The 18,227-nt window shown below is 63.5% G+C and carries 19 protein-coding genes; 7 read left to right on the forward strand and 12 right to left on the reverse strand.

The genetic code is table 11. The features are described 5' to 3' along the window. Nucleotides 1-103: 103 nt before the first annotated feature. The 10 genes from EOB49_RS23475 to EOB49_RS23520 form a co-directional block, all read right to left on the reverse strand. Entirely contained in the window at nucleotides 104-985 is an 882-nt protein-coding gene (locus tag EOB49_RS23475; protein WP_127382369.1) for a MoxR family ATPase, read from the reverse strand. Between the two features lie 8 nt (nucleotides 986-993). Next, nucleotides 994-1,998, reverse strand: coding sequence for a molybdopterin cofactor-binding domain-containing protein (locus EOB49_RS38640; protein ID WP_023756899.1), 1,005 nt, complete (start codon nucleotides 1,996-1,998; stop codon nucleotides 994-996). 1 nt (nucleotide 1,999) lies between these two features. Further along, complete coding sequence (locus EOB49_RS38645; RefSeq protein WP_127266795.1) at nucleotides 2,000-3,367, reverse strand: xanthine dehydrogenase family protein molybdopterin-binding subunit; 1,368 nt, start codon at nucleotides 3,365-3,367, stop codon at nucleotides 2,000-2,002. A gap of 13 nt (nucleotides 3,368-3,380) precedes the next feature. Beyond that, nucleotides 3,381-3,863 carry a (2Fe-2S)-binding protein gene (locus EOB49_RS23490; protein WP_127382370.1) on the reverse strand — a complete coding sequence of 161 codons (483 nt, stop codon included), beginning with the start codon at nucleotides 3,861-3,863 and terminating at the stop codon, nucleotides 3,381-3,383. A gap of 59 nt (nucleotides 3,864-3,922) precedes the next feature. After that, nucleotides 3,923-4,717 (reverse strand): FAD binding domain-containing protein, encoded by a 795-nt coding sequence (locus tag EOB49_RS23495; RefSeq protein WP_127382371.1) that lies wholly within the window; start codon nucleotides 4,715-4,717, stop codon nucleotides 3,923-3,925. Between the two features lie 13 nt (nucleotides 4,718-4,730). Continuing rightward, on the reverse strand, nucleotides 4,731-5,174 hold the full coding sequence (locus EOB49_RS23500) for an SRPBCC family protein (RefSeq protein ID WP_127382372.1): 444 nt from the start codon (nucleotides 5,172-5,174) through the stop codon (nucleotides 4,731-4,733). Between the two features lie 130 nt (nucleotides 5,175-5,304). Continuing rightward, nucleotides 5,305-6,132 carry an AraC family transcriptional regulator gene (locus tag EOB49_RS23505; RefSeq protein ID WP_127266791.1) on the reverse strand — a complete coding sequence of 276 codons (828 nt, stop codon included), beginning with the start codon at nucleotides 6,130-6,132 and terminating at the stop codon, nucleotides 5,305-5,307. Nucleotides 6,133-6,307: 175 nt separating this feature from the next. Next, nucleotides 6,308-7,075: an SDR family oxidoreductase gene (locus tag EOB49_RS23510; protein ID WP_127382373.1), complete on the reverse strand. Its 768-nt coding sequence runs from the start codon at nucleotides 7,073-7,075 to the stop codon at nucleotides 6,308-6,310. An 87-nt stretch (nucleotides 7,076-7,162) separates the two neighbouring features. Further along, entirely contained in the window at nucleotides 7,163-8,161 is a 999-nt protein-coding gene (locus EOB49_RS23515; protein ID WP_127266789.1) for an ABC transporter permease, read from the reverse strand. A 41-nt stretch (nucleotides 8,162-8,202) separates the two neighbouring features. Beyond that, a complete protein-coding gene (locus EOB49_RS23520; protein ID WP_013530854.1) occupies nucleotides 8,203-8,943 on the reverse strand; it encodes an ATP-binding cassette domain-containing protein in 741 nt (246 codons plus the stop codon). Between the two features lie 464 nt (nucleotides 8,944-9,407). Between EOB49_RS23520 and EOB49_RS23525 the strand changes: the two genes are divergently transcribed. Together EOB49_RS23525 and EOB49_RS23530 are read left to right on the forward strand one after the other, a co-directional pair. Beyond that, a complete protein-coding gene (locus EOB49_RS23525) occupies nucleotides 9,408-10,397 on the forward strand; it encodes a sugar-binding protein (RefSeq protein WP_023813244.1) in 990 nt (329 codons plus the stop codon). A 198-nt stretch (nucleotides 10,398-10,595) separates the two neighbouring features. Next, on the forward strand, nucleotides 10,596-11,378 hold the full coding sequence (locus EOB49_RS23530; RefSeq protein WP_127322177.1) for a FadR/GntR family transcriptional regulator: 783 nt from the start codon (nucleotides 10,596-10,598) through the stop codon (nucleotides 11,376-11,378). A 24-nt stretch (nucleotides 11,379-11,402) separates the two neighbouring features. On the opposite strand, the gene EOB49_RS23535 is transcribed toward EOB49_RS23530, so the two are convergent. Beyond that, complete coding sequence (locus EOB49_RS23535) at nucleotides 11,403-12,341, reverse strand: NAD(P)-dependent oxidoreductase (RefSeq protein WP_127382374.1); 939 nt, start codon at nucleotides 12,339-12,341, stop codon at nucleotides 11,403-11,405. Nucleotides 12,342-12,460: 119 nt separating this feature from the next. Here EOB49_RS23535 and EOB49_RS23540 point away from each other — a divergent pair, with 119 nt between their 5' ends. Beyond that, the gene (locus EOB49_RS23540; protein ID WP_127322175.1) at nucleotides 12,461-13,357 is read left to right on the forward strand and encodes an NAD(P)-dependent oxidoreductase; all 897 of its coding nucleotides are present in this window, start codon (nucleotides 12,461-12,463) and stop codon (nucleotides 13,355-13,357) included. 102 nt (nucleotides 13,358-13,459) lie between these two features. Next, nucleotides 13,460-14,236, forward strand: coding sequence for a FadR/GntR family transcriptional regulator (locus tag EOB49_RS23545; RefSeq protein ID WP_127382375.1), 777 nt, complete (start codon nucleotides 13,460-13,462; stop codon nucleotides 14,234-14,236). Between the two features lie 12 nt (nucleotides 14,237-14,248). Here EOB49_RS23545 and EOB49_RS23550 read toward each other — a convergent pair whose 3' ends face one another. Beyond that, nucleotides 14,249-14,539, reverse strand: a complete 291-nt coding sequence (locus EOB49_RS23550) for a DUF3175 domain-containing protein (RefSeq protein WP_024501537.1) — start codon at nucleotides 14,537-14,539, stop codon at nucleotides 14,249-14,251. Nucleotides 14,540-14,710: 171 nt separating this feature from the next. Between EOB49_RS23550 and EOB49_RS23555 the strand changes: the two genes are divergently transcribed. From EOB49_RS23555 to EOB49_RS23565, 3 genes are all read left to right on the forward strand, one after another. Next, nucleotides 14,711-15,940 carry an MFS transporter gene (locus EOB49_RS23555; RefSeq protein WP_127382376.1) on the forward strand — a complete coding sequence of 410 codons (1,230 nt, stop codon included), beginning with the start codon at nucleotides 14,711-14,713 and terminating at the stop codon, nucleotides 15,938-15,940. A gap of 177 nt (nucleotides 15,941-16,117) precedes the next feature. Beyond that, a complete protein-coding gene (locus EOB49_RS23560) occupies nucleotides 16,118-17,146 on the forward strand; it encodes a LacI family DNA-binding transcriptional regulator (RefSeq protein WP_127382377.1) in 1,029 nt (342 codons plus the stop codon). 301 nt (nucleotides 17,147-17,447) lie between these two features. After that, nucleotides 17,448-18,227 (forward strand): substrate-binding domain-containing protein (locus EOB49_RS23565; protein ID WP_127382378.1); only part of this gene is annotated, 780 nt, incomplete at its 3' end.

Here is an 18,227-nt window from a genome sequence, read left to right on the forward strand (position 1 = left end):
AGCGAAAGCGGGGATGACATCCGATCTCCCCCCTTGAGGGGGAGATGCCCGGCAGGGCAGAGGGGGGCGCTCTCCCGCCAGCATTGCAAAATGACCTCCCGCGTCACGCCAGCGCCTCCTCGACAATCCGGCCAAGCTCCGGTGCGATGTAGGAGAGGTCCTCCTCGTCCTTGATCAGCACGCCGATGGCGCGGCGGAAGGCTTCCGGCCACGGGCTGCCGCCTCTCTCCAGGATGGTCGCCGCGTTGGCCCATTCGACGGCCTCGGCGATGCCGGGCGGCTTGGCCAGCGGCCGAGCGCGAATGGTCTGCACGGCTGTCGCCACGGCGCGCGCCGTTGCTTCAGCCACATTGCCGGCGCGCAGCATGATGATGGCGGCCTCGCGCTCGGCGTCGGGATAGCCGATCCAGTGGTAGACGCAGCGGCGGCGCAGCGCTTCGGCGAGCTCGCGGGTGCGGTTCGAGGTCAGGATGACGATCGGCTGTGCGGCGGCGCGGATGGTGCCGCGCTCGGGAATGCTGATCTGGAAGTCGGAGAGGAATTCCAAAAGCAGCGCTTCGAATTCGTAGTCCGAGCGGTCGATCTCGTCGACCAGCAGCACGCGCTGCTCGGGCGCCTTCAGCACCTGCAGCAGCGGTCGTGCGATCAGGAAACGGTCGTCGTAGATGTCGATCTCATGCTCGCCGGCATGGCGGATGGCAAGCAGTTGGCGCTGGTAGTTCCATTCGTAGAGCGCGTGCGCGGCGTCGATGCCTTCATAACATTGCAGCCGCACCAGATCGCGGCCGAGCAGCTCGGCGATCGCTTTGGCCGCTTCCGTCTTGCCGACGCCCGGCGCGCCTTCGAGCAGCAGCGGCTTGCCCAGCCGGATTGCCAGGAAGATGGCGGTCGAAAGGCTTTCATCGGCCAGATAGCGCGAGGCGGCCAGATGCTGCGCCACCGCCTCCGGCGAGGTCGCTGATGTCTCGGCGCTTGTCCCGGTCATTTCGGCCCTCAGTTCGCCGCTTGCGCCTTCAGCGCGCGCAGGATGCGCTCCGGCGTGATCGGCAGCGTGTCGATGCGCACGCCGACGGCGTCGAAGACGGCATTGGCGACCGCCGGGATCTGTGGGTTGGCGCACATTTCGCCCGGCCCTTTGGCGCCGTATGGTCCGTCCGCCGATGGCCGCTCCAGCACGATGATCTCGGTCTCGGCGAGGTCGCCGGGACCCGGCATCAGATACTGGTTGAAGTCGGTGCCGCCATGATCGCGGTTGGGATAATAGGGCTCGGTCGTCTCGTAGAGCGCATGGCTGATGCCCATCCACGAACCGCCGACCAGCTGCTGTTCGACCATCTTTGGGTTCAGCGCGCGGCCGATCTCGAAGACGTTCTTCACCGTCAGCACGGTAACCTCGCCGGTCTCGTCGTCGACCTCGACCTCGGCCACCGTGCAGGCATGGGCATAACAGGTCGACGGCTTCATCGCGCCGGTTTCTTTCTCGGGATAGGAGCGCGGGATCAGGAACATGCCGCGACCGGAGATCGAGCGGCCTCGCTTGAAATGCGCCGACAGCGCGACATCGAAGATCGAGATCGATTTTTGCGGCGCACCTTTGACCAGTATATTGCCCTGGCCATCGGTCTCGAGGTCGGAGGCGTTGACCTCCAGCTCCTCGGCCGCCACTTCCAGCATCACCTGGCGGGCTTCCCTTGCCGCCTGGATGACGGCGTTGCCGGCGCGGTGGGTGCCGCGCGAGGCGAACGTGCCCATGCAGTGCGGGCCGGTGTCGGTGTCGGCGGTGTCGACGACGACACGGTCGGTCGGCACGCCGATCGTCTCCGCGCAGATCTGCGCCATGATCTGCTTCATGCCCTGGCCGAGATCGACCGATGACAGCGTCACCATGAAATTGCCTGTCGGCGTCGAATGCACCAGCGCCTGCGTCGGGTCGCCGCCGAGGTTCATGCCTGTGGGATAGTTGATCGCGGCAACGCCGCGTCCGCGCCTGATCGCCATCTCAAGCTCCCTTCACGTAGGACGACATCGCCATGTACTTTTCCGCCACCGGCCAGTTGGCGGCGCGCGAGGCTTCCTGCATGCACTCGATCAGCGCCGCGCCCTCGGTCGGCTGGCGGTGCGCCTTCATGTCGCCGTCGCGATAGGCGTTGATGAAGCGGAATTCGAGCGGGTCCATGCCGATCAGCCGCGCCAGCTTGTCCATCTGCACCTCCAGCGCGAAGTCGCCGATGGTGACGCCGAAGCCGCGCATGGCGGAGGAGGGCGTGCGGTTGGTGTAGACGCAGTAGGTGTCGATCCAGACGTTCGGGATAGTGTAGGGGCCGGGATAGTGCCCCGCGCCCTTCTGCGCGCCATAGGGCGAGTGGCGCGAATAGGCGCCGGCATCGGTGTAGCCAGTGACCTTGCGCGCGACGATGCGGCCGTCCTTCATGACGCCGTCCTTGATGACGACCTTTTCAGCGGCGCGTGGCGACGAGATCTGCATCTCCTCCTCGCGGCTGTAGATAAAACAGACTGGTCGTCCTGTTAATTTTGCGCCGAGGATGGCGATCGGCTCGACGATGACGTCGACCTTGCCGCCAAAACCGCCGCCGACGGTGCCGCCGACGAAATGCAGTTTGCTGCCCGGCATCTGCAGGATGATCGAGGTGTTGTCGAGCGTGAAGAACATCGCCTGCGTGTTGGTGTAGCAGGTGAAGCGGTCATTGCCCTCGGGTGCCACCACGCAGCCGGTGGTCTCGGTCGGCGCGTGCTCGATCGGCGAGGACTGGTAGCTCTCCTCCAATATGTGGTCGGCGCCGGCGAAGCCCGCCTCGACGTCGCCGAAGCGCACCTTGCGGCACTCGCCGCTGTCGTAGAGATAATAATTCTGGCCGTGATATTCGTTGACCAGCGGCGCGCCAGGCTTCAGCGCCTCTTCCATATCGAAGACGGCCGGCAGCACCTCATAGTCGACCTTGACCTTGGCTGCGGCCTCTTGCGCGGCACGCTCGGTTTCGGCCAGCACCGCCACCACGGCCTCGCCCTTCCAGCGCACCTTGCCGTCGGCAAGCACCGTCTCGTCCTCCGGCCCGACCTGGATCAGGATCAGGATGGTGTAGACATTGTGCGGCACGTCCTTGGCCGTCAGAATTTTCACCACACCCGGATGCTTTTCCGCCTCCGACGTGTCGATCGAGCGGATGCGGGCATGGTGATGCGGGCTGCGTACCATCTTCAGGTGCAGCATGCCGGGGAAATTGCGGTCGGCGAAAAAGGCGGTCTTGCCGGTGACATGGCCGGGTGAATCGGAGCGCGGCCGAGGTTGGCCGATCTCGTGCAGATCATCTTTGCGGACATCGGCGAAGTAGTTCTTGCGCAGTTCCATTCTTTTGGACCCCTCAGGCCGCGTTCTGCGAATTGTCGCGGGCGGCAGTCAGCACCGCCTTGATGATCGGTTCGTAGCCGGTGCAACGGCAGATGTTGCCCGATAGCGCCTCGACCACCTCGTCGCGGCTGGGGTTGGGCGTGTGGTCGAGCAGCACCTTGGCCGCCATGATCATGCCCGGCGTGCAGAAGCCGCATTGCGTGGCGAAGGTGTCGAGGAAGGCGCGCTGCAGCGGGTGCAGCACGCCGCTTTCCGAAAGCCCTGAAGTCGTGCTGATGGCCGCCCCATTGCAGGTCTCGGCAAGCGTCAGGCAGGAGAGCCTGAGTTCACCGTCGATGATGACCGAACAGGCGCCGCAGGTGCCTTGATGGCAGCCGCCTTTCGGCGAGGTGTCGCCGATCTTGTCGCGCAGAGCGTGGAGCAGCGTCGTGCCGCTGTCGATGAATTCGGCCTTTTCCGAGCCATTGAGCGTGAATTGAACCGGAACCTTTGCCATGTTTTCCTCCCAGCGCGCCTGCCCGAACCAGCGGACAGACGCGCGCCCCGAACGAAATATTATGCGAGCAGTAACCGGCCGAGATGAACCGGCAGGACTTCGGCGCGATACCAGGCGCTGGCGATCGGGTCGGTGATCGGCGAGATGCCATCGCCGGCCGCGGCCAAGGCCGGCGCGATGCCGTCAGCGGTCAGCGTTCGGCCGATCAGCGCTTTTTCCGCCGCCCTGGCGCGCATTGGCCGATCCGCCATGCAGCCGAGCGCGATCCGCGCCGAGGTCACGGTGCCATCCGACGACAGTTCCAGAACAGCGGCTATGCTGAGCACAGAGACGCCCTTGGGCTTGACCCTCGACACTTTCAGGAAGCGGAAACTGTCGGTCTTCGGAAACGTGAAGCTTACGGAAGTGACGACGGCGCGGCTGCCGTCCCGATTGGCCAGAAAAGTCTCGATCGGCGTTTGCCCGTCATCGGTGCCGACCGTCGCATCGAGCGCCAGCAGGGCAACGGCGAAATCGCCATAGGGGGCCGGGGCAAAAAGATTGCCGCCGATGGTCGCCATGTTGCGGATGGCCGGGCCGCCGACGGCGCGGGCGGCCTTGGCGAGCGTGCCGAGCTCCGGATGACTGGCGATCGCCGCCATCGTCACCGAAGCGCCGATGCGGACTTTGCCGCCGGCAACAGCGATGGTGGACAAAGACGGCTCGGTCGACCTGACAAGGCCGGAAACCGAAACATCGCCTTCATTGGCCGCGCGGACGACCAGCGTGCCGCCGCCGAGATAGCGTGTGCCATGGGCTTTCAGTGCCGCGTTCGCGTCTTTCACCGTTGCAAAGGTCTGCAGTGCCAGCGCCATGGTTTGGCTCCTGTCAGCTCTGGCCGGCGAAATGGCTTTTCAGGGCGTTGAAGCCGCCCTGAAAGACATTCGCGCCCATGCCCTCGGCCAGCTTGCCTGCCTCCTCGGGCGCGGCATCGAAGCTGGCGGTCCATTCGGCGTAGGTGCGGTCGCCATCGGTCACACGCCGCAGCTGCAGGGTCGCCTTGTGATTGGTCAGCGGTTGCGGCGTCTCGAGGATGGAGTAGCTGACCAGGAAATTCTGATCGGAGAAGTCGAGCAGCTTTTCGCGCAGGCGGGCGCCGCTGGCGAGCTGGAAATTGCGCACGCAGCCGATCGTGGTGGCGTCCTTGCCGTCTTCAATGTGGCTCTCCACCATGCGCGGATGCCAGCCCGGCAGGCCGTTGAAGTCGCGTATGCGCGCCCAGACCTTTTCGACCGGCGCGTCGATGACGCTGGATATGGTGACTTTGGCCATTCAAATGTTCCCTTGCAAAAGCGATCCGGTGCAAGGGTAGGGCGGCCATTTCAGCGACGCTTATCAATGCGTCTTGAGCGTGTATCAAGGAGTCTGAAAAACAGTCGACCTTGACTGAACGAGGACAGGCTCAGGCAATCGCCCGCGCGGCCTCGCGGTAGAGCGTCGGCGGCACACCGACATGGTCGCGGAAAAAACGCGAGAAATTGCCCTGCGTGGTGAAACCGAGATTGCAGGCGACCGAGATCAGCGGCTCCCGCGACCATTGCAGCTGCCGCACCGCTTCCTCCATGCGCAGCGTGTTCCAGTAGACATTGGGCGTCAGATTGGTCTGTTCCTTGAACAAAGCGAAGAAATGCGGTCGCGACAGGCCGACGCTGCGCGCCACGTCGTCGAAGCAGATGCGCTCGCAGACATTGGCCTTCATCAGCTGGATTGCCTTGCGGACACGGAAATCCTGCATGGTGTTGATGCGGACACGGGCCTCCTGCGGCGCCGAGGCGTCGGCGGCGTCGAGCACGCTATCGATGAAACGCTCGATCTCGTAGTTGGCGATATCGTCGACGCTCTCATTGTCGCTGAGGTGGTCGAGCAGATTGGCGGCGGCCTGATGCAGCCACGGTTCCAGCGTGATCGCGGCTTGTGAAAACAGCGGTGCCGACGAAGGCAGGTCGCGGCGGCGCCGCGCCCAGTCGGGATCGATGTAGAAGGCGAGAAACAGACCGGGCGTCCCGTTTTGCGACAGAACATGGCTGTGCGGCTGGAAGGAGTTGATGCCGGCGGCCGTTCCAGGTCCAAGCCGGACGGTCTCGCGGCCGATGGTCATTTCGCCGGCCGTACCTTCCAGCCAGATGATCAGATGGGCCTCGACATGGGCATGGGTGACGAAGTCGCTTGCGACATTCAGGATAGATACATGTCCGAACCGGCCCCAGTAGAGCCTGATCGCTTCCGTCATGGGTATATCCTCCCGCAGACGACTGGCCTCCCTTCGTCTGCAACAGGGATTGTGCGGCTGAGTTCGGGGCCGCGTCAAGACGCGCGGGGGCGGCGAGGGCGAATGACGGCCGATGCGGCCGGATTTTCAGACTGAGCGATAGGTTTCCTCTCCTCCCACAAGGGAAGAACGCCCCTCAAACCGAAGCCGTCATGCCGCCATCGACATACAGTGTATGGCCGTTGACGAAAGACGATGCGTCGGACGCAAGGAACACGGCGGCGCCGATCAGCTCGTCGACAGCGCCCCAGCGTCCGGCGGGCGTGCGCTTTTCCAGCCAGGCGGAGAATTCCGGATTGTCGACCAGCGCCTGGTTCATCTCGGTGCGGAAATAGCCGGGCGCGATCGCATTGATCTGCAGGCCGTATCTCGCCCAGTCGGCGCACATACCCCTTGTCAGGTTGCGGATCGCGCCCTTGGTCGCGGTGTATGGTGCGATGTTCGGCCTTGCCAGTTCGCTCTGCACCGAGCCGATGTTGATGATCTTGCCCTTGCCGCGCGGAATCATGTGGCGGGCGACCGCCTTGCCGACATGGAAGGCGCCCGACACATTGGTCTTGAACAGGCGCTCCCATTGCTCCTCGGGAAAGTCCTCGAGCGGGGCGCGGAACTGCACGCCGGCATTGTTGATGAGGATGTCGATGGCGCCGATCTCGGCCTCGATGCGGGCAATGTCCTCGTTGACCGCCTGAAAATCGGTGACGTCGAAGGTCGAGGCATGCGCCTTGAAGCCGGCATTGCGCAGCTTTTCGACGGCGCTGTCGATCCTGGCAGCGTCGCGGCCGTTCAGCACCACGCTTGCCCCATGTTCAGCCATACCCCGAGCCAGCGCGAAGCCGATGCCCTGGCCGGAGCCAGTCACCAGCGCCAGCCGCCCCTCGAGGCTGAACAGGGAGTTGGCCATCAAACCGTCTTTTGTTTGACCATGATCTCCGGATAAACGGTTCCGTTTGTCCGAGAAAACCGGTTTCCACTTTTCGGGATCATGGTTCTAGTCACTGCGGCGGAAATTGCGGATGCGGTCGAACAGCACCGCCAGCAGGATGGCGCCGCCGATGAACACGCCTTGCCAGAAGGCATTGATGCCGAGCAGGCCGAGACTGTTGCGGATCACTTCGATCAGGGCCGCACCGACGATGGCGCCAAAGGCGGTGCCGACGCCGCCAGCCAGATTGGCGCCGCCGATGACGGTTGCGGCGATTACCTGCAGCTCCATGCCGGTGCCAAGATTGGTGGTGACGGCGCCCAGCCAGCCGGTCTGGATGATGCCGGCAATGCCGGCCGACAGCGCCGAGATCATGTAGACGGCAACCTTGATCTGGCGCACCGGAACGCCGGTCAGCGTTGCCGCGTGCTCGTTGCCGCCAATGGCAAAGATGTGGCGGCCGAACTTCGTCCAGCGCAGGATAAAGCCGGTGATCAGCGCCAGAAGGATCATGTAAAGCACCGGATTGGCGATGCCGAACACCCAGGCGCCGCCGCCCAATGACAGAAGCTTGGCGTGGTCCGGCCCGAACTGGAAGACGACGGTGTTGTTGGAGGCGACCATGGCGAGGCTGCGGGCGATCGACAACATGCCGAGCGTCACCACAAAGGGTGGAAAGCCGAGATAGGCGATCAGCACGCCGTTAAAGGCGCCAATGGCGAGCGCGGTGGCAATGGAGGCCAGGATGCCGACCTCGATCGAGTAGCCGGCATGCATGGTGACGGCCAGCACCATTGACGACAGGCATAGTACCGAGCCAACCGACAGGTCGATGCCGCCGGTGATGATGACGAAGGTCATGCCGAGCGCGATGATGGCGACGAAGGTGATGTTGCGGGTGATGTTGTAGAGGTTCTTCGAGGTGGCGAAGGCGTCGGTGGCAAACGATAGGAACACGCAGGCAAGGATGACCGCGATCACCACCCAGAAGGTCTGGCTGGCAAACACTCTCGCGGCCAAGGATTGCTGCTTGTGTTCGATCGGCTGGTCAATTGTCAGTGCCATCGTCGACCTTCATATGCTGTGCGTGGTGAAATTCGCTGAAATCAAACCTGTTCGATGGCGCCGGTGATCAGCCCGGTGACTTCCTCGGGCGAGCTCGACGCAATCGTCTTGTCGGCGACCTTGCGGCCGCGCCGCATGACGATGACGCGGTCGGCGACGGTGAAGACGTCAGGCATTCGGTGGCTGATCAGCACGACGGCGATGCCCTGATCGCGCAAATGACGGATCAGGTTCAGCACTTCGGCGACCTGGCGCACTGAGATCGCCGCCGTCGGTTCGTCCATCAGCACGATCTTGGCCTGCGACAGCATGGTGCGGGCGATGGCCACCGCCTGGCGCTGGCCACCCGACATCTGCTTGACGAGATCGCGCGGACGGGTTTCGGACTTCAATTCGGCGAAGAGCTGGCCGGCGCGCTTGTACATCGAGGCATAGTCGAGGATGCGGAACGGCCCCACGCCGCGCCGCAGCTCGCGGCCGAGATAGACGTTGGCGGCGGCGGTCAGATTGTTGCAGAGCGCAAGGTCCTGGTGGACGATCTCGATGCCGTGCTGGCGGGCTTCCGCCGGCTTGTGCAGGATCAATTCCTTGCCGTCCATGTGCATGGTGCCATGGCTCGGGCGGAAATTGCCGGCGATCATCTTGACCAGCGTCGACTTGCCGGCGCCGTTGTCGCCCATGAGGCCGACCACCTGTCCGGGCTCGATCGACAGCGAAACGTCGTTGACAGCCTGGATGGCGCCGAAATGCCTTGAGATGTTGGTGAGTTCGAGAACCGCCACCAGCCTTTGCCTCCCCGTGATTTGCGACCTGCCGCTGTTCCCGGCGTGGACGCCGACGCTGCTTAGGCCTCGCTCTCCCCGGCTCCTCCCGAAGACGGCGTTAGCGTTCTTTTACGCAAAAGCCGGCGCACGTCAATCAATTGTCGGACGAATTGGGCCAGGACTATTTTAAAAATCCGTTTTGTAGGACAAATAGCATTGACGTTGGCGCCAAGCCGATATTAGCTAAGCGTCGGAGGAGATTATGCCGATCCCCGCTGGCGGTTCGCCGGCCGGAATCGGCGGAGGTTTGACGGCCCAGCATCCGGCGACACCTGTGTGTGAGCTGATCTGAAGCCGAATCTGGAAATGCTTATCGATCTGTCCTGGCGACACGAGCGCTCGAAACGACCCTCGGTCATCACGCATCCGGTCGATCTGTATGGCGGGCACGCCGTGTCCGTTTGTTTCAAGGGAGGACTGACATGAGGAAGACACTTTTGCTCGCCGCCGTCGCCGCCATGGCGTTGGGTGCCGGGCCGGCTTTGGCCAAGAAACAGCTCGTCATTGTCGTGAAAGGTCTCGACAATCCGTTCTTCGAGGCCATCCACCAGGGCTGCGAGAAATGGAACAAGGAAAACGCCAGCTCGGAATATGAATGCTTCTACACCGGTCCGGCGTCGACTTCGGACGAGGCCGGCGAGGCGCAGATCGTCCAGGACATGCTGAGCAAAGCCGACACGGTGGCGATGGCCATCTCGCCGTCCAACGCGCCGCTGATCGCGCAGACGATCAAGAGCGCCAATCCGACGATCCCGATCATGACGGTCGATGCCGATCTCAGCAAGGAAGACGCAGGTCTTCGCAAGACCTATCTCGGTACCGACAATTACCTGATGGGCAAGAAGATCGGCGAGTACATCAAGAAGGGCAAGCCGAATGGTGGCACGATCTGCACCATCGAAGGCAACCCGGCGGCCGACAACATCCTGCGCCGTGCGCAAGGCATGCGTGACGCACTGTCGGGCAAGGAAGGCCTTGCCGCACTTGCGGGTGAAGGTGGCTGGACCGAAGTTCCCGGCTGCCCGGTGTTCACCAATGACGACGGCGCCAAGGGCGTGCAGGCGATGACCGACATCCTCGCCGCCAACCCCAAGCTGGACGCCTTCGGCATCATGGGCGGCTGGCCGCTGTTCGGGGCGCCGCAGCCCTATCGCGATCTGTTCGGACCGCTCAAGGACCGGATCGCCAGCAACGACTTCGTCATCGGCGCCGCCGACACGATCGGCGACGAAGTGGCGATCGCTCGTGACGGCCTCGTGACGGCTCTGGTCGGCCAGCGGCCGTTCGAAATGGGCTACAAGGCACCGTCGGTGATGATCGACCTGATCGAAGGCAAGGCAGTCGCCGATCCGGTGTTCACCGGCCTCGACGAGTGCACCAAGGATACGGTCGACACCTGCATCCAGAAGTAGGTTCTCGATTTCGGGGCGCCCGGTTGCGGGCGCCCCGTCATTCCTGAACGGAAGCGATAATTCCCGAACGGACGCAATGGTTGGGGCAACCGGCTCCGGCTTTGCCGTGCCCGTGATCTGGATTTTTCGGCAACGAGATCGGTGCCCGTGCGGTTCGGCTCAATCCGGACGACAGACGGTCGACGCATTGGAACGTGGATGCCGGACGAGAAGTCAAGCAAGCGAACCGACCGGGCCAAGGCACAAGCCAGCCACGGCCCGGCTGTGATGCGCAAGGCCGGTGCCGCGCATTTTGCGGGAGCGAGCGTCCATGTCTCGCTGGCCGGCGAGATTGGCCTGCGGATCGTGCGTGGCGACTATCCGCCCGGCACCATCCTGCCCAACGAGTCCAGATGGGCCGAGATCTTCAATGTCAGCCGTTCGGCGGTGCGCGAAGCCATCAAGATGCTGATGGCGAAAAGCCTGCTGGCCTCACGCCCCAAGATCGGCAGCTGGGTCGAGCCGAAGGAGCGCTGGAACCTGCTCGATCGCGACGTGCTGGCGTGGTACGCGACGGCGCCCGACCGCGAGGCGTTCCTGCGAACCGTGCAGGAGTTTCGTCATATCATCGAACCGGAAGCGTCGGCCTTTGCCGCCATACGGCGCAGCGACGAGCAAATGGCGGAAATCAGCCAGGCCTGCCGCGAGATGGGCGAGGCCTTGAGCCTGCAGGAGCGTATCCGCGCCGATACGCGCTTTCATCTGGCCATCCTGCGCGCCTCCGGCAACGACCTCCTGGTGCCGCTCGGCGTGCTGATCGAGTCGGCCCTCGACCATCTCTTCGCATTCACGACGCAGCAGGTCGCCGATCAGCGCCAGGCGCAGAAGCTGCATGAGGCGATCGAAAAAAACATCCGCCTGCAGCGCCCAGCCGCCGCGCGCAACGCCGTGCACAAGCTGCTTGCAGATACCGACGATGGGATAGGGCGGTGGAGGCGGTGACCGGTGCCAGGGTTGGGCAATCGGTCAAATGGTCTGCTTCTTCCCATCCTTCATCGGCATCAGGTCGACACCGTTCACCCCAGCGATATGCGTCGCCAGCATCGGCACGAATTGCTCGGCCGGCCCGGTTGCATGGGCACCGGCGAAGGAGTTCTTGGTGGCGTTGCCGAGCGGATTGGCAATACCGGCCGCACCCGCCATCGATTCCAGATAGGTCAGGTCCTTGAAGGCATTGGCGATGGTGAATTTGTGCGCGTCGCGGTCACCTTCCAGCGTCCAGCGCATGAAAGTCTGGTAGAAGCCGCAATCCATGCGGCCATTGCGAATGACGCTGTCGAAGCGCGGCGGCGAGATGCCGACCTTCTCAGCCAGCGCCAGCGCCTCGGAATAGATCGCGGCGTAGCCGAGCGAGATGAAATTGTTGAGCAGCTTCATGCGATGGCCGTCGCCGGTGTCGCCGATATGGACGATGCGGCCGGCCCAGGTTTCGATCACCGGCTTCACCCTGGCAAAGAGGGCGTCCGGCGCGCCGACCATGGCGTCGAGCGTGCCTTCCCAGGCTTCCTTCGGCGTGCGGCTGAGCGGCGCGTCGACAAAATCGATGTCGAGCGCCTTGAGTTCCTCTGCCAGCGCCACCGTCGAGACCGGATCGGAGGTCGAGCAGTCGACGACGACCGAGCCCTTTTTCAAGCCCTCCTTGAGGCCGCCGGGGCCGCGAATGATGGCTTCGACCTCGCGCGAACCGGTGACGCAGATGAAGACGATATCAGATACCGCCGCCACATCGCGCGAGGTCGATGCTTCCGTGGCGCCGCGGCCAAGCAGGTCTTCCGCCGGTTTGCGGTTCTTGCGGCCGAGGAAGGTCAGGCTGTAGCCCTTGTCGACGATGTTCTTGGCGATCCCGTGGCCCATAAGGCCGAGCCCGATGAAGCCGATCTTTTCGCTCGCGGCAGTCGTGTTCATGTCTTCAAGTCCTGTTGCAATGATTGATGTCAGGCGCTGCCGTTTTGCAGGCGAGGGTGGTTGCGGATGGCGATATTGTCTGACAATACACATAAATTCCTGAGGATGTGGAGAGCAAAATGACGAAGCGGATCATGTTCACCGGCGGCAGCGGCAAGGCCGGACGCCATGTCGTCCAATATCTGGTCGAGCAAGGCTGCCAGGTGCTCAACATCGACACCAAGCCGCTCGACAATCCCAAGGTGCGCACGCTGATTACCGACATCACCGACAGCGGGCAGGTGTTCAACGCACTGTCGAGCTATATGGGCCTGCATGAATTCGACCCCTCGCTGCGCCCGCAGCCGGTCGATGCGGTGGTGCATTTCGCCGCCATCCCGCGCATCATGATCACCACCGACAACGAGGTGTTCCGCATCAATGCGCTCGGCACCTACAATGTCGTCGAGGCGGCGGTGAAGCTCGGTATCCGCAAAATTATCATCGCCTCCAGCGAGACGACCTATGGGCTTGTGTTCGCCAACGAGCCGCGCGATCCCAAATATTTCCCGCTCGACGAGGAGTATGATGTCGATCCGATGGACAGCTATGCTTTGTCCAAGGTCGTCAACGAGAAAACGGCGCGGGCCTTTGCGCAACGCAACGGCACCGACATCTACGCCCTGCGCATCGGCAACGTCATCGAGCCGCACGAATATTCACTGTTTCCGAAATGGTTCGCCGATCCGGGTTTCCGCAAGCGCATCGCCTGGAGCTATGTCGACGCGCGCGACCTTGGCCAGATCACGCTGCGCGCCATCGAGAAGGACGGGCTCGGCTATCAGGTGTTCAACGCGGCCAATGACGACACCTCGTCCGACCTGCCGACCGCCGAACTCCTGAAGCGGTTCTACCCCGGCGTGCCGGTCAAGGCCGAGCTCGGCGAATACGAGACGCTGCTCTCCAACCGCAAGGCGCGCGACGTGCTGGGCTTCCGCCCGGAGCATGGTTGGCGCAAATACGTCAAACAGGACTGATCCGCGAAGCAATCGGGGCTGATCTGTGCACAGCGGGCGGCTTTGCGGTGCAAGCCGCTTGCCGCGCTTGACAGCCTGCTTAATACGGACTTTCTGGAACCCATGCGGGACGCGAAGCCGAACAAGCAAAAATCGTTGGGGAAAGCGGCCTCCGGGGACCGTCCGGGCGGCGTTCGCCGGGCGGACGCCGCGCGTATTCCAGGCTCCAGCGTCCACGCCTCGCTGGCCAGCGAAATCGGCCTCAGGATCGTGCGCGGCGACTATCCGCCCGGCACCATCCTGCCCAATGAAGCGAAATGGTCGGAGACCTTCAGCGTCAGCCGCTCGGCGGTGCGCGAAGCCATCAAGATGCTGATGGCCAAGAGCCTTTTGGCCTCACGCCCCAAGATCGGCAGCTGGGTCGAGCCGAAGGAACGCTGGAACCTGCTCGATCGCGATGTGCTTGCCTGGTACGCGACGTCGCCGGATCGCGAAGTGTTCCTCAAGACGGTGCAGGAATTCCGCCACATCATCGAGCCGGAAGCGACCGCGTTTGCCGCCATGCGAAGAACCGACGAGCAGATGGCCGAGATCAGCCTGGCCTGCCGGGAGATGGGAGAGGCGACGAGCCTGCAGGAGCGGACCCGCGCCGACACGCGCTTCCATCTTGCCATCCTGCGGGCTTCGGGCAACGACCTTCTGGTACCGCTCGGCGTACTGATCGAGTCCGCGTTCGATCACCTCTTTGCCTATACGACGCGGGAGATCGACGATCTCAACCACGCGCAGAAGCTGCACGAGGCGATCGAGAAGAACATCCGCTTGCAGCGCCCCGACGCCGCGCGCAATGCAGTGCGCAAACTGCTCGCCAACACAGACGGCGTCATCCGCGCCCGGTAGGACCGGCCGCCGCTAATCATCCTTGTCACGTCCGAAGGCGCTGCGCAGTTCGTCCTTGGCGTCCTCAAGCACTTTTTTGCGCGCGGCAGGCAAGTTCTTGCCGGCGCGGTTGATGTAAAAATTCAGCATCGACATGGCGGATTGGAAAGGCTCGGCCTTGCGCCTGTGGCTGTGTTCGGCGGATCGTTTCAGCGAGGCGGCGATCTTCCTGGCGTCGTCGGATTCGAAGACGTGATCCTCAAGATCCATTGCGTTGCTGTGCTCGGTCACCTCGGCCGACCATTTTTTCCTGGTGGCGGTCATCGCTGGACTCCTTTGCAGGGTGGGTTGCCGGGAAAACTCTGCACATCGGCATCGGTTCCGGCCTGGCTCTGGAGCCACGGATTTGCCCGCTGTGGCGCTGCTGCGGCCTGAGAATGCGCCGATAGTGGCGCAAACGGCAGCCGATCTCTGAGACCGCCGACAGGAAACGCCTTGACTCGAACCGACAGCATCCAGCCCGGCCCCGGCATCGACAGCTCCTATGCCTGGATGCGGCTTGCCATCTCGATGCTGCTGGCGACGATCGGCGCCGTGGGCATGTGGGCTGTCGTCGTCGTGCTGCCTGCGGTGCAGGCCGAGTTCGGCGTCGACCGCGCCGCGGCGTCCATGCCTTATACCGCGACCATGGTCGGTTTCGCCGCCGGCAACGTGCTGGTCGGCCGCGCCATCGACCGGATGGGTTACTGGATCCCGGCGCTGCTCTCTTCGATTGCGCTTTCCGCCGGCCTGCTGCTCGCGGCGCTGTCGACCTCGATCCTGCAATTCACGCTTGCCCAAGGAGTGCTGATCGGTGTCGGCACGTCGGTGATCTTCGGGCCGCTGATCGCCGATATCTCGCACTGGTTCAACCGTCGTCGCGGTGTCGCGGTCACGGCGGCGGCGGCCGGCAATTACCTTGCCGGAGCGTTGTGGCCGACCATCATGCCGACGCTGATGAAGGCGGAGGGCTGGCGCTTCACCTATGCGGCAATCGGCATCTTCTGCCTGGTGACAATGGTGCCGCTGGTGCTGATGCTGCGGCGCGGTGCCCCGGCGGCGGCCGTCGCGGGTTCACCCGGAAGCCGGTCGGTGCAGCCGATCTCGCTGTCGCCGGCGGCCTTGCAGGTGCTGCTGGTCGTCGCCGGGCTCGGCTGCTGCGTGGCGATGTCGATGCCGCAAGTGCATATCGTCGCCTATTGCATGGACCTCGGCTACGGCGTGGCGCATGGCGCCGACATGCTGTCGATCATGATGGCCGGCGGCGTCGTCAGCCGGCTGGCGTCCGGCTTCCTCGCCGACCGGATCGGCGCGGTGTGGACATTGATGATCGGCTCGGTGCTGCAGTGCCTGTCGCTGCTGTTCTATATCCCGTTCGACGGGCTTGCCTCGCTCTATGTGGTGTCGCTGGTGTTCGGCCTGTCGCAGGGCGGCATCGTGCCTTGCTACGCGATCATAGTGCGCGATTACATGCCGGCCAGGGAGGCCGGCCAGCGTATCGGTATCGTCATGATGGCGACCATCTTCGGCATGGCGATCGGCGGCTGGATGTCGGGCTGGATCTACGATTTGACCGGTTCCTACGCCGCTGCGTTCCTCAACGGCATCGCCTGGAATTTGCTGAACTTGGTGGCGATCGGGCTGCTGTTCTGGAAGGCACGGCGCAGCACAGCCGTGATGGCCTGAGCTCACCGTGCCCAATGGTCTGGGATCTGCGCGGCTTGACAACCACCCAAGGCTGCGCGACGCCGGAAGGCGAATGGGTGCGGCAACAGGCCGGTTTGGCATGACGACGGTGGCAAAGACCCCGAATATGGTTCCAAAGGCGCTTGGCTGCACAAGCCAGTCGCCAGGAGTGCGTCCTTGACCAAGCCGCGCTCGCGCCGGGGCGGCGGCCGCCCGACCATCGCGGATGTCGCGCGCAAGGCCGGCGTCGGCGCCATCACCGTGTCGCGCGCCCTGCGCGAGCCGGAGCGTGTGTCCGAAGAGCTGCGCCGCCAGATCCAGGCCGCCGTCGACGAACTGGGCTACGTGCCGGACCCGAATGCGCGGGCGCTCGCCTCGGCGCGCGCCGAGGTGTTCGGCGTGCTGGTGCCGTCGCTGACCAACAACGTCTTCGCCGAGGTGGTGCGCGGCATCTATGACAGCCTGTCGGCCAGCCCGTTCCGCATCCAGCTTGGCAACACGCACTATTCCGGCCTCGAGGAAGAGCGGCTGCTGCAGCTGTTCGGCTCGCAGCGGCCAGCCGCGCTGATCGTCGCCGGCATCGATCAGACACCGGCTTCGCGAAAGCTGCTGGAAAGTGCCGGCTGCCCTGTGGTGCAGGTCATGGAAACCGGACCCGATCCGGTCGACATGATGGTCGGCTTCTCGCATCTCGATGGCGGCAGGGCGGCGACCGAGCATCTGGTCGAGGCGGGCTATCGCCGCATCGGCTTCATCGGCGCGCGCATGGATCCGCGTTCGCAGCGGCGCCTTGCCGGCTATCGCGCGGCGATGGAGGCCGCGGGCCTGTTCGACCCGCGCCTCGTCACCACCACGCCGGTGCTGTCCAGCGTGTCGCTTGGCCGCGAGATGTTCCGCGACGCGCTGGCCAAGGTGCCGACACTCGACGGTGTCTTCTGCAACAATGACGACATCGCGCTCGGCGTCTTGTTCGAATGCCATCGCGCCTCGATCGCGGTACCGAAGACAATCGGCATCGTCGGTTTCAACGATCTCGACATGATGCAGGTGGCGTTTCCTTCAGTCACCAGCATCCGCACCCCTCGTTATGAGATCGGCCGGCGTGCCGTCGCCATGGCGCTGGCGGCGATCGCCGGCAACAGACCGGAGCAACGGATCGTCGACCTCGGTTTCGAGCTCAAGCGCCGCGAGAGCACGGCGCGTTGAAACGCACAGGAGCGACTGTGCGAATGCCGGTTTACACGCCAATTTGGTAGCGCTACCATCTCCTCCGGGCAGGTGTATGAACGATAGTTTGCGCCTGTTTATTATACATAAGTGACAACTAATACTTGTTTATTATGGATAATATGATAGTTTTCGCCCGCTGGCGGCGACAAGGGAGGAACCGGGTCGGCCACCACCGGCGACCAAGGAAGCGCATGGCGAGGCGGGAGGTGCCGGTCCATCGCGCGAAAAATTCGCATTGCGAAACGAACAATCAGAACTGCAATCGGGAGGATTATCGATGATCAAGTCACTTGTTGGTGGCATCGTTGCCGCCACTGCATTCGTCATGTTGAGCTCGTCGGCGATTGCTGCGGGCCCCGAAATCGTCAAGGGTCCAGCGGCCGAGCCGGATTGCTTCGCACCCTGGGCTGCGGATACGCAGTTCTTCAAGTTCCCCAAGAAGGACGGCCCTTACCGCATTGCGCTCGCCAACGGCTATATCGCCAACACGTGGCGTATCCAGATGGTGCAGACTGCGAAGGCCTATGCAGCCCAGAAGGACGTTGCTGCAAAGCTGAAGGAATTCAAGGTCGTCTCGACCGGAGAAGACGTGCCGGCACAGATCTCGGCGATCAATAACTTCATTGATTCCGGCTATGACGCGATCGTGGTCAACGCCCAGAACCCGACCGCTTTCGGGCCGGTGATCAAGCGCGCCAAGGAAGCCGGTGTCATTCTGGTTGCCTTCGACAACATTCTCGACACCAAGGACGCCATCAACGTCAACGTCGACCAGAAGGGTCTTGGCGAGCTGTGGGGCAAATGGTTGGTCACGCATGTGCCGAATGGCGGCAAGGTGCTCGAAGTGCGCGGCGTTGCCGGGACATCGGTCGACACCGACCGCCACAACGGCATCCATGAGGCTCTCGACGCGTCCGGGAAGAAGTGGGAGGTCACCGAGGTGGTCGGCAAATGGGATGACGGCGTGGCGCAAAAGGCCTCGGCCGACGCCATCGCAACCAACGGCCCCTTCGACGGCGTGACCGGACAGGGTGGCGACACCGGCATCGTGCAGGCG

Origin of the sequence: Mesorhizobium sp. M7A.F.Ca.MR.148.00.0.0 (assembly GCF_003997735.1) — a bacterium.
Taxonomy (GTDB): Bacteria; Pseudomonadota; Alphaproteobacteria; order Rhizobiales; family Rhizobiaceae; genus Mesorhizobium.